The 12,987-nt window shown below is 67.8% G+C and carries 13 protein-coding genes; 7 read left to right on the top strand and 6 right to left on the bottom strand.

The genetic code is table 11. From position 1 onward, the window contains the following. Window positions 1-7: 7 nt before the first annotated feature. Window positions 8-829 (bottom strand): TrmH family RNA methyltransferase, encoded by an 822-nt coding sequence (locus EV379_RS07415; protein ID WP_130505574.1) that lies wholly within the window; start codon window positions 827-829, stop codon window positions 8-10. 51 nt (window positions 830-880) lie between these two features. On the opposite strand from EV379_RS07415, the gene EV379_RS07410 reads away from it, so the two are divergent. After that, window positions 881-1,753 (top strand): Sir2 family NAD-dependent protein deacetylase, encoded by an 873-nt coding sequence (locus EV379_RS07410; RefSeq protein WP_130505573.1) that lies wholly within the window; start codon window positions 881-883, stop codon window positions 1,751-1,753. Between the two features lie 38 nt (window positions 1,754-1,791). Further along, window positions 1,792-2,364, top strand: coding sequence for a histidine phosphatase family protein (locus tag EV379_RS07405; protein ID WP_130505572.1), 573 nt, complete (start codon window positions 1,792-1,794; stop codon window positions 2,362-2,364). A gap of 6 nt (window positions 2,365-2,370) precedes the next feature. Here EV379_RS07405 and EV379_RS07400 read toward each other — a convergent pair whose 3' ends face one another. Both EV379_RS07400 and EV379_RS07395 read right to left on the bottom strand, forming a co-directional pair. Beyond that, window positions 2,371-3,441 (bottom strand): glycosyltransferase family 4 protein, encoded by a 1,071-nt coding sequence (locus EV379_RS07400; RefSeq protein WP_130505571.1) that lies wholly within the window; start codon window positions 3,439-3,441, stop codon window positions 2,371-2,373. Next, window positions 3,438-4,367: an alpha/beta fold hydrolase gene (locus EV379_RS07395; protein WP_130505570.1), complete on the bottom strand. Its 930-nt coding sequence runs from the start codon at window positions 4,365-4,367 to the stop codon at window positions 3,438-3,440. The genes EV379_RS07400 and EV379_RS07395 overlap by 4 nt, the downstream gene beginning before the upstream one ends. Before the next feature lie 69 nt (window positions 4,368-4,436). Here EV379_RS07395 and treS point away from each other — a divergent pair, with 69 nt between their 5' ends. The 3 genes from treS to EV379_RS07380 all read left to right on the top strand — a co-directional run bounded on the left by treS (window position 4,437) and on the right by EV379_RS07380 (window position 8,550). Next, window positions 4,437-6,146 (top strand): maltose alpha-D-glucosyltransferase, encoded by a 1,710-nt coding sequence (gene treS / locus EV379_RS07390; RefSeq protein ID WP_130505569.1) that lies wholly within the window; start codon window positions 4,437-4,439, stop codon window positions 6,144-6,146. Window positions 6,147-6,350: 204 nt separating this feature from the next. Continuing rightward, window positions 6,351-7,769 (top strand): HNH endonuclease signature motif containing protein, encoded by a 1,419-nt coding sequence (locus tag EV379_RS07385; RefSeq protein ID WP_130505568.1) that lies wholly within the window; start codon window positions 6,351-6,353, stop codon window positions 7,767-7,769. An 88-nt stretch (window positions 7,770-7,857) separates the two neighbouring features. Then, on the top strand, window positions 7,858-8,550 hold the full coding sequence (locus EV379_RS07380) for an exonuclease domain-containing protein (RefSeq protein WP_130505567.1): 693 nt from the start codon (window positions 7,858-7,860) through the stop codon (window positions 8,548-8,550). A 79-nt stretch (window positions 8,551-8,629) separates the two neighbouring features. On the opposite strand, the gene EV379_RS07375 is transcribed toward EV379_RS07380, so the two are convergent. From EV379_RS07375 to glgA, 3 genes are all read right to left on the bottom strand, one after another. Then, entirely contained in the window at window positions 8,630-8,881 is a 252-nt protein-coding gene (locus tag EV379_RS07375) for a type B 50S ribosomal protein L31 (protein WP_047410596.1), read from the bottom strand. 130 nt (window positions 8,882-9,011) lie between these two features. Continuing rightward, window positions 9,012-9,794 (bottom strand): ABC transporter ATP-binding protein, encoded by a 783-nt coding sequence (locus tag EV379_RS07370; RefSeq protein ID WP_130505566.1) that lies wholly within the window; start codon window positions 9,792-9,794, stop codon window positions 9,012-9,014. 30 nt (window positions 9,795-9,824) lie between these two features. After that, window positions 9,825-11,006 carry a glycogen synthase gene (gene glgA / locus EV379_RS07365; protein WP_130505565.1) on the bottom strand — a complete coding sequence of 394 codons (1,182 nt, stop codon included), beginning with the start codon at window positions 11,004-11,006 and terminating at the stop codon, window positions 9,825-9,827. 80 nt (window positions 11,007-11,086) lie between these two features. Here glgA and EV379_RS07360 point away from each other — a divergent pair, with 80 nt between their 5' ends. Together EV379_RS07360 and serB are read left to right on the top strand one after the other, a co-directional pair. Then, the gene (locus tag EV379_RS07360) at window positions 11,087-12,328 is read left to right on the top strand and encodes a glucose-1-phosphate adenylyltransferase (protein ID WP_130505564.1); all 1,242 of its coding nucleotides are present in this window, start codon (window positions 11,087-11,089) and stop codon (window positions 12,326-12,328) included. Beyond that, a complete protein-coding gene (gene serB, locus EV379_RS07355; protein ID WP_130505563.1) occupies window positions 12,325-12,969 on the top strand; it encodes a phosphoserine phosphatase SerB in 645 nt (214 codons plus the stop codon). Before EV379_RS07360 ends, serB begins: the two co-directional genes overlap by 4 nt. Window positions 12,970-12,987: the final 18 nt, after the last annotated feature.

Genomic DNA, 12,987 nt, shown 5'->3' with positions numbered 1-12,987 from the left:
AAAGAGCCTAAACGGTCTGGGCTGAGCGAACGCGCAGCGCGTACAGCGCAACGGCACTCGCCGCCGCGACGTTAAGTGAATCGACTCCGTGCAACATCGGGATCGTGACGGTGGTGTCCGCGGATGCCAGCGCCGCCCGGCTCAGGCCATCGCCCTCGGATCCGAGCACGATGGCGAGCTTCTCCGGCGGGTTCTTCTCGAAGTCTTCGAGGCTGACGGCGTCGGGGGCCAGCGCGAGCGCGGCGATGTGGAAGCCGTGCGCGTGCAGCAGCGGGGTCGCCTCGCTCCACTCCGGCAGGCGCGTCCACGGCACCTGCAGCACTGTGCCCATGCTCACGCGGACGCTCCGGCGGTAGAGCGGATCGGCACAGCGGGGCGTGATGAGCACGGCATCCGCCCCCAGGCCGGCCACGGCCCGGAAGATGGCCCCGACATTGGTGTGGTCGACGATGTCCTCGAGGATCACGATGCGCCTGGCGTCGCGGATGAGGTCCTCGACGGATGCCAGGGCCGGGCGTTCCATCGCAGCAAGCGCTCCGCGGTGCAGGTTGTACCCGGTGAGCTGCTCGAGCACCTCCGGCTCGCCAACGTAGACGGGGACGTCGGGGAAGTGGGCCAACAGCGGCTCGATATCGGCCAGCCACTGCTTCTGCAGCAGGACGGAGCGCGGGATGTGCCCTGCACGCAGCGCGCGGGCGATCACCTTGCTCGACTCGGCGATGTACAGGCCACCCTCCGGTTCGCTGACTCGGCGCAGGGCGACATCGGTGAGCCGGGCGAAATCGGAGGCACCACCGACGGTGAGCTCGGTGATGGGAATGATCTGCATCCCTCTAGCCTGACAGGCTCGGAAACATAATCGAAACCAAATGGGTTGATGATGGGGTTAGATCGCAAAGGAGACCCCGTGCAGGCAGAGTTGGTCCTTGGGAGCGCGAGCGCGACGCAGATCGAGCAGCTCGCCGATCTGATGCGCGGCAAGCGCACCGCCGTTCTCACCGGCGCCGGCATCAGCACAGACTCCGGCATCCCCGACTACCGCGGCGCAGGCGCGCCGGTGCGCACACCGATGACGGTGCAGGAGTTCCTCCGTGATGAGGGCCGTCGCAAGCGCTACTGGGCCGGCAGCCACCTCGGCTGGCGTCATTTCGGCAGCGCGCAGCCGAATTCCGGCCACCGCACACTCTCCCAGCTGGAGGCCGCCGGGCTCGTCTCCGGCGTCGTGACGCAGAACGTCGACGGGCTGCACACCCGCGCCGGCTCCCGCAAGGTCGTCGAGCTGCACGGCTCGATGGACACCGTCAGCTGCCTGGATTGCGGGCAGGTTTTCGCCAGGCAGTCCGTCGCCGAGCAGCTCGAGCGGGCGAACCCGTGGCTCGACACGGAGGGCGCCGTGCGTCTGGCGCCGGACGGCGACGCGGATGTCGACGAGATCGACAGCTTCGTGCTTCCCGTCTGCACCGTCTGCGGCGGCCGGCTGAAGCCGGACGTCGTCTTCTTCGGCGAGCTGGTCCCATCGTCGAAGTTCGCGCTCGCAGCCGCCCTCGTCGCCAGCTCCGATCTGCTCCTGATCGTCGGTTCCTCGCTCGCCGTCAACTCCGGCATCCGCCTGATGGAGCAGGCCAGGCGGCGCCGCCTGCCGATCGTGGTCGTGAACCGCGGCACGACGAAGGGCGACTCCCGCGCAGCGCATAAGCTGGATGCCGGGGCCTCAGAGACACTCACGGCGATCGCCGAGCGACTCCTGCACTGAGTCGACTGGAATCTGGCCCACACGCTTGAGGGGGATGGATGACGACGTTCGGCATTGTTCGGCACGGTGAGACCGAGTGGAACGCGCAGCAGCGCGTTCAGGGACGCACCGACATCCCGCTGAACGACACCGGTCGCGCGCAGGCCGCCGAGACCGGCGCGCGGTTGCGTGCAGAGCAGGCGACGGACGGCCCGTGGGATGCCATCGTCAGCAGCCCGCTCAGCCGCGCACACGAGACGGCGCGCATCATCGCAGCCGAGCTCGGCCTGCCTGAGCCAGAACTCGTCGAGGATCTCGCCGAGCGCGCCCACGGCGAGATCGAGGGGCTGAGCTTCGAGGAGCGCACGGCGCGCTTCGCCGACGGCGTTCCGGTTCCCGGGTTGGAGTCACGCGAGGAGGTGCTCGATCGCACGCTGCCCAGCCTCGAAGCGCTGGCGGCGCGGCATCCGGGCGGGCGGGTGCTCGTCGTCAGCCACGGCGGCGTGATCAGCACGCTGCTGCACCACTCCAGCGGTGGACAGTTCGACGGCCCCGGCCGGAGCATCCCGAACGGCTCCGTGCAGGAGTTCCGCTGGGGGCTCGGCGGGCTGGTGCTGCGCTCCTCCGTATAGCGCCGACTAGCGCGTCGCGGTCTTCCTGAGCAGTGCAAGCAGCCTCTCGGCCGAGGACTTCCACGTGAAGCGAGCCGACTGGGCGCGGCCGAGGTCAGAGCGGTGCTCCCACTCCCCCGGGCTGGTGAGCGTCGCGACGGCCGCGACGAGACCGTCGGCGGATGTCGGAGCGAAGTACAGTGCGGCATCCCCACCGATCTCGCGGAAGATCGGGATGTCGCTGACGATGATCGGGGTTCCGGCCGCCATCGCCTCGACGAGCGGGATTCCGAAGCCCTCATCGAGCGAGGCCGTGACGAGCGCGGTCGCTGAGCGGAGCGCCTGCTGGTACTCCTCGTCGCTGGCGCCGTTGTGGAAGACGAGCTCGGCCTGCGGGGCGAGCTGGCTGAGGCGCGTGCGCTCGGAGTCGCTCACGCGGCTCATGAGGTGGAGTTCGGCGCCAGGCATCATCGCGACGGCGCGCACGAGCGTCTCGACGTTCTTGTACGGCATGAATGAGCCCATGTAGACCAGGCGCAGGGTGCTCGGCGCGGTGCGGGCCGGCTCCGAGGCGACGGCGCCGACGCCCGCGGCGTTGGGGATGACCGTGACCGGACGGTGCGTCAGATTGTGCTCTGCGATCAGCCCAGCGGTCGTGTCCGACACCGTCACGACGCCGTCCGCGCGATTCAGCAGCATCCGCTGCGGCCACCACGCGAGGTGGTAGAGCCGCCACAGCCCGCGGATCGGGGCGGCGAGATCGCGCGGAGGGGTGCGGTTGCGGTAGTAGATCAGGTCGTGCACGGTGAGCAGCAGCTTGTACCTGCGCCCCCACGAGCCCATCGTCTGCATCGGGGTGAAGACGACATCCGGCTTGAGCTTGTTGACGGTGAGCGCAACGAGCGGCTCGCGCACGCTCGTCGGCGAACTGACCAGCTGCCACGGCAGCGCCGGCAGCATGTCGAGCTGACGGTGGTCGTTGATCAGCATCGTGACCGGGTGCAGCTTGCCGAGCTCCTCGACGAGGCTCGCCGTGTATCGGCTGATGCCGTCGTGCCTGTCGATGCGGGTGTAGCGGCAGTCGAAAACGATCCTCATGCCCCGGCCGTCTCATTCGAGCTCGGCAGGGTTGCAAGCAGCCCGCGGATCTGGGCTGCCGCCTCGGCCGGCTTCTCGTAGTGAATGAGGTGGCCGACGCCGTGGATGACGTACAGCGTCGCCTGCGGGAAGAGCGTCTGCAGCGTGTGCTGAGCGGCGATCGGGGTGATGTCGTCGCGGTCGGCCGCGATCAGCAGCGTGCGCGGCGTGATCGACGCAGCGAACTCGCTCACGTCGTTGCTGACCGAGGCACGGAAGGCATCGAGCACGACCTCGCGGTTGCTGAACGCCGAGAAGTAGCGGTCGTGTTCCTCGTGGATCCACCGCTTCAGCGTCTGGTCCTTGGTCTTGGCCATCGTCACGCTCATCACGCGCACGATCAGGCGGGAGCGCAGCAGCGCGAAGCCGAGCTTCTCCGGCAGCTTCGCGGCCGCCCAGTAGTAGAACACGGCGAGCCTGGTCATGATGCCGCGCGGGCCGGAGAGCGCTGGGGCCGCGATCGGATTGACGAGGATGACGGCATCCGCCGCCAGCCCGCCAGCCAGCGCCGCCGAGGAGACGATCGATCCGAAGGAGTGGCCGAGGATCACGACGGGTCCGGGAAGCTCGAGCGCCGCGACGAATCCGCGCAGCCAGGCGGAGTAGCCGTCGAGATCGTGACTGAAGCCGGAGTCGGCGCCGAGCGGCGTCGATGCGCCGAAGCCGGGCAGGTCAGGCGAGATGATGTGCACGCCTGGCAGCTGCGCGACGACGGGTTCGAGTCCGTGGTGGTCTCCGCGGAATCCGTGCACCATGACGACGGTCGGAGCGCCGACGACCGCGGCTCCGTACTCCCAGTAGCGGCTGGCGCTGCCCAGAACGGAGACCGTGTGTTCGCGCACGGGGATGCGGGCCAACTGCGACGCGTATGGGGACTCGATGCTCATCGACTCAAGTTTAGGTGAGCTGCCGCCGAAGACTGGACAGCACCGGGAGGGAACTGCTTAGACTTTGGAATGAGCTTTACCGCGCCGATCCAACTGCCTGGTCTCATCCTCGATCCCCAGTGGTACCGCAGGGCCGTGTTCTACGAGGTGATGGTGCGCTCCTTCGTCGACAGCAATGGAGACGGCACCGGCGATCTCGGCGGCCTCATCTCCAAGCTCGACTATCTGCAGTGGCTCGGCGTCGACGCGCTCTGGGTTCCGCCGATCTTCACCTCTCCCCTGCGCGATGGCGGCTACGACGTGGCCGACTACCGCTCGATCCTGCCCGAGTTCGGCACCCTCGACGAGTTCCGTGAACTGGTCACGAAGGCGCACGAGCGCAACATGCGCGTCGTCATCGACCTGCCGCTCAACCACACCTCCGACCAGCACGAGTGGTTCCAGCAGTCGCGGAACGATCCGGAGGGTCCGTACGGCGATTTCTACGTCTGGAGCGACACCGACGAGAAGTGGCCGGACATTCGCATCATCTTCACAGACACCGAGGAGTCGAACTGGGCGTTCGACCCCGTTCGGCGGCAGTTCTTCTTCCACCGCTTCTTCTCCCACCAGCCCGACCTCAACTTCGAGAACCCGGCGGTGCACGAGGCCGTGTTCGACGTCGTCCGCTTCTGGCTCGACCTCGGCGTCGACGGCTTCCGACTCGACGCGATCCCCTACCTGTACGAATCGGATGAGGGCAACGGTGAGGGCGAGCCCCCGACGCACGAGTTCATCAAGGCGCTCCGCGCGATGGTCGACAAGAACTATCCCGGCCGCGTGATGATCGCCGAGGCCAACCAGTGGCCGCGGGAGGTCGCGGCCTTCTTCGGCAGCGACGAGGAGCCGGAGTGCCACATGGCGTTCGACTTCCCGGTGATGCCGCGCATCTTCTACGCGCTCCGCTCGCAGCGGGCCGACGAACTCGTGGCCGTGCTCTCGGAGACCACCGACATCCCGGATGGCGCAGGCTGGGGCATCTTCCTGCGCAACCACGACGAGCTCACCCTCGAGATGGTCTCGGAGGAGTATCGGCAGGCCATGTACGGCTGGTACGCCTACGACCCGCGGATGCGGGCGAACGTCGGCATCCGGCGCCGCCTCGCCCCGCTGCTCGACAACGCGCGCGCGGAGTTGGAGCTGGCCCACGCCCTGCTCTTCGCCCTGCCAGGCAGCCCGTTCCTGTACTACGGCGACGAGATCGGCATGGGCGACAACATCTGGCTGCCCGACCGCGACAGCTCCCGTACGCCGATGCAGTGGACGCCGGACAGGAACGCCGGGTTCTCGGCCGCTGACCCCGGCAAGCTCTACCTGCCCGTCGTGCAGTCCCTCGTCTACAACTACGGGCACGTGAACGTGGAATCGCAGCTGGCGCAGTCACGCTCGCTGCTGCACTGGGTGCGCAACGTCATCCATGTGCGCAAGGCTCACCTCGTGTTCGGACTCGGCGACATCCGGGTGATCCCGACGAACAATGACTCCGTGCTCGCATTCGTGCGGAGCTATGCCGGTTCAGGACTCTCCGGCAGCACGCACTACAACGAACAGCCGGAGTCTGTGCTCTGCGTCTTCAGCTTCGCGCACAATCCCGTCGCGGTCACGATCACGGCCGAGGACATGGCCGGCACCCGGCTCTACGACCTCTTCGGCGGCGGCGTGTTCCCGAGCTTCGACGAGAACGGCTCGCTCACGCTGACGATGGCCACGCAGAGCTTCTTCTGGCTGCACTGCGGCTGAGCCGCGTCGCGGCCCGCTCCCACGCTGGCTTGAGGGAGCGCCAGCGATCGAAGCCCTGAACTCTCGCCGGGAACCCCGCTGGTTGAGCTTGTCGAAACCCCGCAGGCCACGGTTATGTCACGGTCCACGGTTGCCTGTGGATAACCCCTGACTCAGGGCCTCTTTGCGAGAAGTCGTGTCGGTGGTCGGTGAGACGCTGTAGGCATGAGCGAAGCAGTGTTGCAGCTCCCCGGATCGGCCGCCGACCCGGTCCTCACCGGATGCCTGACCGGGCTCGCCGCGGGCGTTGCCCAGGCTGGCGCGGTTCAGGCGGAGCAGTACCGGTTCATCGAAACCGCCCGCTCCCACGCGCTCGCGACCGCCGACCCGATGGGGAAGTCGCGGCGGATCGAGGAGGAGTTCGCGCTCCGCAGCATCACCGCCGAGCTGGCCCTGGTGTTGCGGGTGCATGAGCGCACCATGACGGGGCTGATCTACGAGGCCAAGCAACTCGTCACCGTCTTCACCAAGAGTCTGGCCGCCCTCGCGTCCGGGACGGTCGGGCAACGCCACGTGCGCGAGATCCTCGCCCAGGCCGTTACCCTCCCACCGGAACTCCACGCCCGCTTCGAAACGGAAGCACTGGCCCAGGCGGCCATACAAACCCCGACCGCGTTCCGGCGGACGGCGGCCCGGATCCGGGAACGCCTCCACCCCGACTCCCTCACCGTGCGGGCAGCGAAAGGTCGGGCGGAACGCCGACTCTGGTTCGAACCCGATGCGGACGGGATGGCGTGGCTGCACCTGCATCTAGAGGCGGAGAAGGCGATCGCGATCACCGAACGGATCAGCCACCTCGCCGACCAGGCCCAGGCTGAGGCCCTGGACAGTGCCGACTTGCCCGAGACGGCAGGGGCGCTGACCTCGGGGACGCACGCCCAACTGGAGGCAGACATCGCCGCCGAACTGCTGCTCAGCCCACCCGCTCCGCCCGCAGACGGCGCCACCAACGCGGATGACGCTCCGCGGTCGCGGATGCCCGGCTTGGCGTTCTCCCGCCCCGAGGTCTTTGTCGCCGTGCCGAAGCTCACGGTCCCGTACGCGACCCTCATCGGCCAGTCCGACGACCCGGCGGAACTGCACGGCTACGGGCCGATCGACGCCGATACCGCCCGCCGGCTGGCCGCCGACGCCCCAACCCTGCACCGGATCCTCGTCGACCCGGTCGACGGCACCCCGCTGCAACTGGACCCGCGGAAGTACCCGCTCACGAAAGCGCTACGGCGGTGGATCCTGTACCGGGACCAGATCTGCCGCTTCCCCGGCTGCACCCGGAAGGCCGAACGGGCCGAGATCGACCACACCCAGCCCTTCGGGTACGACGGCCTCAGCGAAGAGGACAACCTGGCGGTGCTGTGCAAGAAACACCACCGCCTCAAGCACAACTCCCGCTGGCGGGTCCGGCAGCTTGGGCTGGGTGGTCTGCGCTGGGTCAGCCCGGCCGGCCGGATCTACGAGACGCACCCGGCCCCACCCAGCAGCCGAAGACCCCCGGGCGAACCGCCACCCCCGCCGTTTGACCCGCCCCCGCTGGTTGAGCCTGTCGAAACCCCGACGGCTTACCCGGACACCCCGCCGTTCTGACCTCGGTTTCAATACGAGCGGAATTGTCGCACGAGGCACGGTCAGCGGGGCTCCCGGATGTGTCGGTGCTTGGCCATAGAGTGATGGCATGAACGCACTCAGCTGGTCCGCAACACTCGCCGTCTTCGATCTCGAGACAACCGGAATCGACGTGGAGACGAGTCGCATCGTCACCGCGAATGTCAGCGTGATCGACGCAGACGGCGCGGTGCAGGAACGCAGCGACTGGCTGCTCGACCCCGGTGTCGAGATTCCGAGCGGTGCGACGGCGGTCCACGGCATCACGACGGAACGCGCTCAGGCAGACGGGATGCCGGCCGCCGAGGGTGTCGGGCAGATCGTCGAGCGCATCCGCACGCTGCTCGCGCAGAACGTGCCCGTCGTCGTCTACAACGCCCCGTACGACTTCACGATCCTCAACCGCGAGGCGGTCAGGCACGGCCTGATCGTTCTCGGCGCCCCGAGCCCCGTCATCGACCCCCTGGTGATCGACAAGGCCGTCGATCGCTACCGCAAGGGCAAGCGCACGCTCGAGGCCGCAGCCGCCTTCTACGGCGTGCCGCTGGACGACGCTCACGATGCGGGTGCGGACGCCATCGCGGCCGGCCGTGTCGCGCAGGCGATCGCCCGCGAGCACGGCGCTGCGCTGCCCGCCACAGCGGAGGAACTGCACGAGCAGCAGATCACGTGGGCGGCGGAGCAGGCCGCCAGCTTCCAGCAGTACATGCGCGCCAACCGCGACCCCGGCTTCACGGCCGATGGTTCCTGGCCGCAGCGCTGAGCGAAGGCCTCAACGAACGAGGCCTTAACGAACACAGGGCAACCGGCGAAAGCCGGTTGCCCTTTGTTCGTTAAGCGTCTTAGGCGCCGAAGCCCTTGAAGCGCTGGTTGAACTTCTCGACGCGTCCGGCCGAGTCCATGATGCGCTGCTTGCCCGTGTAGAACGGGTGCGACTCCGAGGAGATTTCCACGTCGATGACGGGGTAGGTGTTGCCGTCTTCCCACTCGATGGTCTTGGCGCTGCCGACCGTCGAACGGGTCAGGAAGGTTGCACCCGAAGCAAGGTCGCGGAACACGATCGGTGCGTAAGTGGGGTGGATTTCAGACTTCATCGAATTTCCTAGCGTTGAAAGTTGTTTGTGTGTTGAGACTGGTGTGATCTGTCTTGCCGATCACAGTCCGATCAGGCGAGAAAGCTTGCGGCCCGGGGGCCAGCTACCGAGCTTAGCAGAATTCGGGCTGTCAGACCGCACGCGCGCCGAAGCGCCCGTCCTGCTCGCTCAGCTCGATCCCGAGACCGAACGCTTCGGTGAGCACCTCAGAGGTGAGCGCCTCGGCGAACGGTCCAGCGGCGACGACCCGACCAGCCGCGATCACGAGGGCGTGCGTGAAGCCGAGGGGAATCTCTTCCGCGTGGTGGGTGACCATGACGATGGCCGGGGCGTTCGGCGACTGTGCGTAGCCACCGAGCAGGTGCAGCAGCTCCTCGCGCGCACCGAGGTCGAGGCTGGCCGCCGGCTCATCGAGAAGCAGCAGCTCCGGGTCGGTCATCACGGAACGCGCGATCTGCACGCGCTTCTGCTCGCCGTCGCTGAGGGTGCCGAACAGGCGGTCGGCGAGGTGATCAAGCTTCCACTCGGCCAGAACCCGCTGTGCACGACGCGTGTCGAGCTCGTCGTACTCCTCGTTCCAGCGGCCGGTCACCGAGTACGCGGCGGTCAGCACGACATCGAGAACCTTCTCGTTCTTCGGGATCGTCCTGGCCATCGCGGTCGACGCGAAGCCGATCATCGGGCGCAGTTCGAACAGGTCGACCTTGCCCAGCTGCTCCTCGAGCACGAGGGCAGTGCCGCTGCTCGGGTGCAATGCCGCTGCGGCAATGCGCAGCAGCGTGGTCTTGCCCGCGCCGTTTGGACCGAGCACGACCCAGCGTTCGTCGGGATTCACCGTCCAGTTCACCGAGTCGAGGATTGTGTTGCCGTCGCGAACGACGGAGACGTCTGTGAGCTGAAGAACGCTGGCCATGCTCCTATGCTACCGAGCCGCGGCGACCGCTCAGAGCAGGCTGGCGTAGATCTCGCGGGTGCGCGCCGCGATCTGCGTCCAATCGAATTCCCGCTCCGCACGCTCCCTGCCGGCTTTCCCCATCGCCTCGGCGCGCTCCGGGTCGCTCACGACCTCGGTGAGCACCGCCGCGAGATCGGCCACGAAACGGTCGGGATCGATCGGCGTTCCCGTGCCGTCATCCAGCTGTTCGATCGGGACCAGGCGGCCCGTCACTCCATCGACGACGACCTCGGGGATGCCGCCGGTCGCCGTTCCGACGACGGGCAGCCCACACGCCATCGCCTCGAGGTTGACGATCCCGAGGGGCTCGTAGACCGAGGGGCAGACGAAGGCCGTTCCCGCCGTGAGTACAGCAGAGAGCTCGTGCTGGCTGAGCAGCCGGTCGATCCAGACGACCCCGTCGCGCTCACTCTGCAGCACCTCGACGCCCGCGCTGACCTCGGCCATAATCTCGGCCGTGTCCGGCGCGCCCGCGCAGAGTACGAGCTGCACATCGGCCGGCAGCAGCCTGGCCGCCCGCAACAGATACGGCAGCCCCTTCTGCCGCGTGATGCGGCCGACGAAGACGATCGATGGCCGATCGGGGTCGATGCCGAGCGCCCGAACGGTGTCGCTGTCGTGCAACGGCTTCCAGCGGTTCAGGTCGATGCCGTTGTAGACGACGTGCACGCGCTGCTCGTCGAGCGACGGGTAGGAGCGCAGGATGTCGCGGGCCATGCCGCCGCTCACCGCGATGACCGCGTCCGCTGCCTCGAAGGCCGTCTTCTCGACCCAGCTCGACACGCGATAGCCGCCGCCGAGCTGCTCGGCCTTCCACGGCCGGAGCGGTTCGAGGCTGTGCGCGGTGACGACATGCGGAACATCGTGCAAAAGTTTGGCGATGTGTCCTGCCCCGTTTGCGTACCAGGTGTGGGAGTGAACGAGGTCGGCGCCTGCGACATCCTGGGCCATCGCGAGGTCGACGCCGAGCGTGCTGAGAGCCGCATTGGCGTCGGCCAGGGTCTCGGGTGCGGCGTACGCGATCGTGTCGGGAGCGTCCCGCTCCGCGCCGAAACAGCGAACGACGACATCGATGTCTGCGCGGAGGGCGCGGACGAGCTCCGCGACGTGCACTCCTGCACCGCCGTAGACCTCGGGTGGATACTCCTTGGTGAGCAGATCGACTCGCATGGGGCAACGCTAGCGCAGCCGGGTCGACACAGAGCGGAATGCGTCTAGGAAGTGTCATTCAGCTGCCCTAGGGTGGGGGCATGAAGCCCAAGAAGATCTTCGGAATCGTCCTCGCCGGTGGCGAGGGCAAGCGTCTGATGCCGCTCACGGAAGACCGCGCAAAGCCAGCCGTTCCCTTCGGCGGGCATTACCGCCTCGTGGACTTCGCACTGTCGAACCTGATCAACTCCGGGCTCTCGCAGATCGTCGTTCTGACGCAGTACAAGTCGCACAGTCTCGACCGTCACGTCTCGCAGACGTGGCACGTCTCCGGCGTCGTGAACTCGTACATCGCCTCCGTGCCGGCGCAGCAGCGCCTGGGCAAGCGGTGGTTCAGCGGTTCGGCCGACGCGATTCTGCAGAGCCTCAACCTGTTGCGCGATGAGAAGCCGGACATCGTCGTCGTCGTCGGCGCCGACCACGTCTACCGCATGGACTTCAGCCAGATGATCGAGGCGCACATCGCTTCGGGGGCGAAGGCGACCGTCGCCGCCATCCGCCAGCCCATCGATCAGGCGGACCAGTTCGGCGTCATCGACGTCGACCCCGACTCCCCGGAGTCGATCCGCGCCTTCCTCGAGAAGCCGCAGAACCCCGTCGGCCTTGCCGATGCCCCGCACGAGGTGCTCGCATCGATGGGCAACTACGTGTTCGACGCCGACGCCCTGATCGAGGCCGTGCTGCGCGACGGGGAGCGCACCGATTCCAGCCACGACATGGGAGGCGACATCATCCCCGACTTCGTGGCGCGCGGCGAGGCGGGCGTCTACGACCTCCGCCGCAACGTCGTGCCAGGCTCCACCGACCGTGATCGCTACTACTGGCGCGACGTCGGAACGATCGACTCCTTCTTCGACGCGCACCAGGACCTCATCTCCGCCCTGCCCGTCTTCAACCTCTACAACGAGGCGTGGCCGATCTTCACGCAGCAGCGCAACTCCCCTCCCGCGAAGTTCGTCAGGGACGCGCACGGGGCGCTCGGCACGATGATCGACTCCATCGTGTCGCTCGGCTCGCTCATCTCCGGCGCCCACATCGAACGCAGCGTGCTCGGCCCCTGGGTGCACGTCGACTCCGGCTCACAGGTTGTCGACTCGATCCTGTTCGAACGCGTGCGCATCGAGGCCGGCGCCCGCGTCATCCGCGCCGTGCTCGACAAGGACGTGGTCGTCGAGGCTGGGGCGACGATCGGCGTCGACCTCGATCACGACCGCGCGCGCGGCTTCAGCGTGACGGCCTCCGGCATCACCGTCGTCGGCAAGGGTGTTACAGTCGCCGCATGAGCTCGCCGCGTTTCCTAGTTGTCCTCGATGCCGATTCCACCCTGATCCAAGACGAGGTCATCGAACTCCTCGCGGATGCCGCCGGCTCCCGTGAACTCGTCGCCGACGTCACGGAGCAGGCCATGCGCGGTGAGCTCGATTTCGCGGAGAGCCTGCGCGCCCGAGTCGCGACGCTCGGCGGCCTGTCCGAGAGCGTCTTCGCCGAGGTGGGCGCGCTGATCCGCCCGACGCCGGGGGTCCACGAACTGATCGCCGGGGTTAAGGCGGCCGGAGGACTCTTCGGGGTCGTCTCCGGCGGCTTCCACGAGCTCCTCGACCCGTTGGCGGCCCAGTTCGGCCTCGACAGCTGGCGTGCGAACCGCCTGGAACTGGAAGACGGCAAGCTCACCGGTCGGGTGTCTGGACCGATCATCGACGCCGCGGCCAAGGCGCACGCACTGCAGGAGTGGGCGGATGCCGCCGGCATCCCGCTCAATCGCACGGTCGCCGTCGGGGACGGTGCGAACGACCTCGCCATGATGGCCGTCGCCGGTCTCTCCGTCGCGTTCAACGCCAAGCCGCGGGTGCGGGCAGAGGCCGACGTCGCCATCGACGTCGCCGACCTCGGCCAGGTTCTGCCGCTGCTCGGCCTGCGGGGCTGAGCCGCTCCGGCCTGAGCT

It is taken from the genome of Microterricola gilva, assembly GCF_004217495.1.
Lineage (GTDB): Bacteria > Actinomycetota > Actinomycetes > Actinomycetales > Microbacteriaceae > Microterricola > Microterricola gilva.
The sequence above is the reverse complement of the archived record's forward strand: the minus strand, read 5'-3'. Positions and strand labels throughout refer to the sequence as shown.

What these genes read in the sequence shown, in the direction of transcription:
- EV379_RS07415 (WP_130505574.1), bottom strand. Translation starts at nt 829, where the DNA reads ATGCAGATCATTCCCATCACCGAGCTCACCGTCGGTGGTGCCTCCGAT.
- EV379_RS07410 (WP_130505573.1), top strand. Translation starts at nt 881, where the DNA reads ATGGGGTTAGATCGCAAAGGAGACCCCGTGCAGGCAGAGTTGGTCCTT.
- EV379_RS07405 (WP_130505572.1), top strand. Translation starts at nt 1,792, where the DNA reads ATGACGACGTTCGGCATTGTTCGGCACGGTGAGACCGAGTGGAACGCG.
- EV379_RS07400 (WP_130505571.1), bottom strand. Translation starts at nt 3,441, where the DNA reads ATGAGGATCGTTTTCGACTGCCGCTACACCCGCATCGACAGGCACGAC.
- EV379_RS07395 (WP_130505570.1), bottom strand. Translation starts at nt 4,367, where the DNA reads ATGAGCATCGAGTCCCCATACGCGTCGCAGTTGGCCCGCATCCCCGTG.
- treS (WP_130505569.1), top strand. Translation starts at nt 4,437, where the DNA reads ATGAGCTTTACCGCGCCGATCCAACTGCCTGGTCTCATCCTCGATCCC.
- EV379_RS07385 (WP_130505568.1), top strand. Translation starts at nt 6,351, where the DNA reads ATGAGCGAAGCAGTGTTGCAGCTCCCCGGATCGGCCGCCGACCCGGTC.
- EV379_RS07380 (WP_130505567.1), top strand. Translation starts at nt 7,858, where the DNA reads ATGAACGCACTCAGCTGGTCCGCAACACTCGCCGTCTTCGATCTCGAG.
- EV379_RS07375 (WP_047410596.1), bottom strand. Translation starts at nt 8,881, where the DNA reads ATGAAGTCTGAAATCCACCCCACTTACGCACCGATCGTGTTCCGCGAC.
- EV379_RS07370 (WP_130505566.1), bottom strand. Translation starts at nt 9,794, where the DNA reads ATGGCCAGCGTTCTTCAGCTCACAGACGTCTCCGTCGTTCGCGACGGC.
- glgA (WP_130505565.1), bottom strand. Translation starts at nt 11,006, where the DNA reads ATGCGAGTCGATCTGCTCACCAAGGAGTATCCACCCGAGGTCTACGGC.
- EV379_RS07360 (WP_130505564.1), top strand. Translation starts at nt 11,087, where the DNA reads ATGAAGCCCAAGAAGATCTTCGGAATCGTCCTCGCCGGTGGCGAGGGC.
- serB (WP_130505563.1), top strand. Translation starts at nt 12,325, where the DNA reads ATGAGCTCGCCGCGTTTCCTAGTTGTCCTCGATGCCGATTCCACCCTG.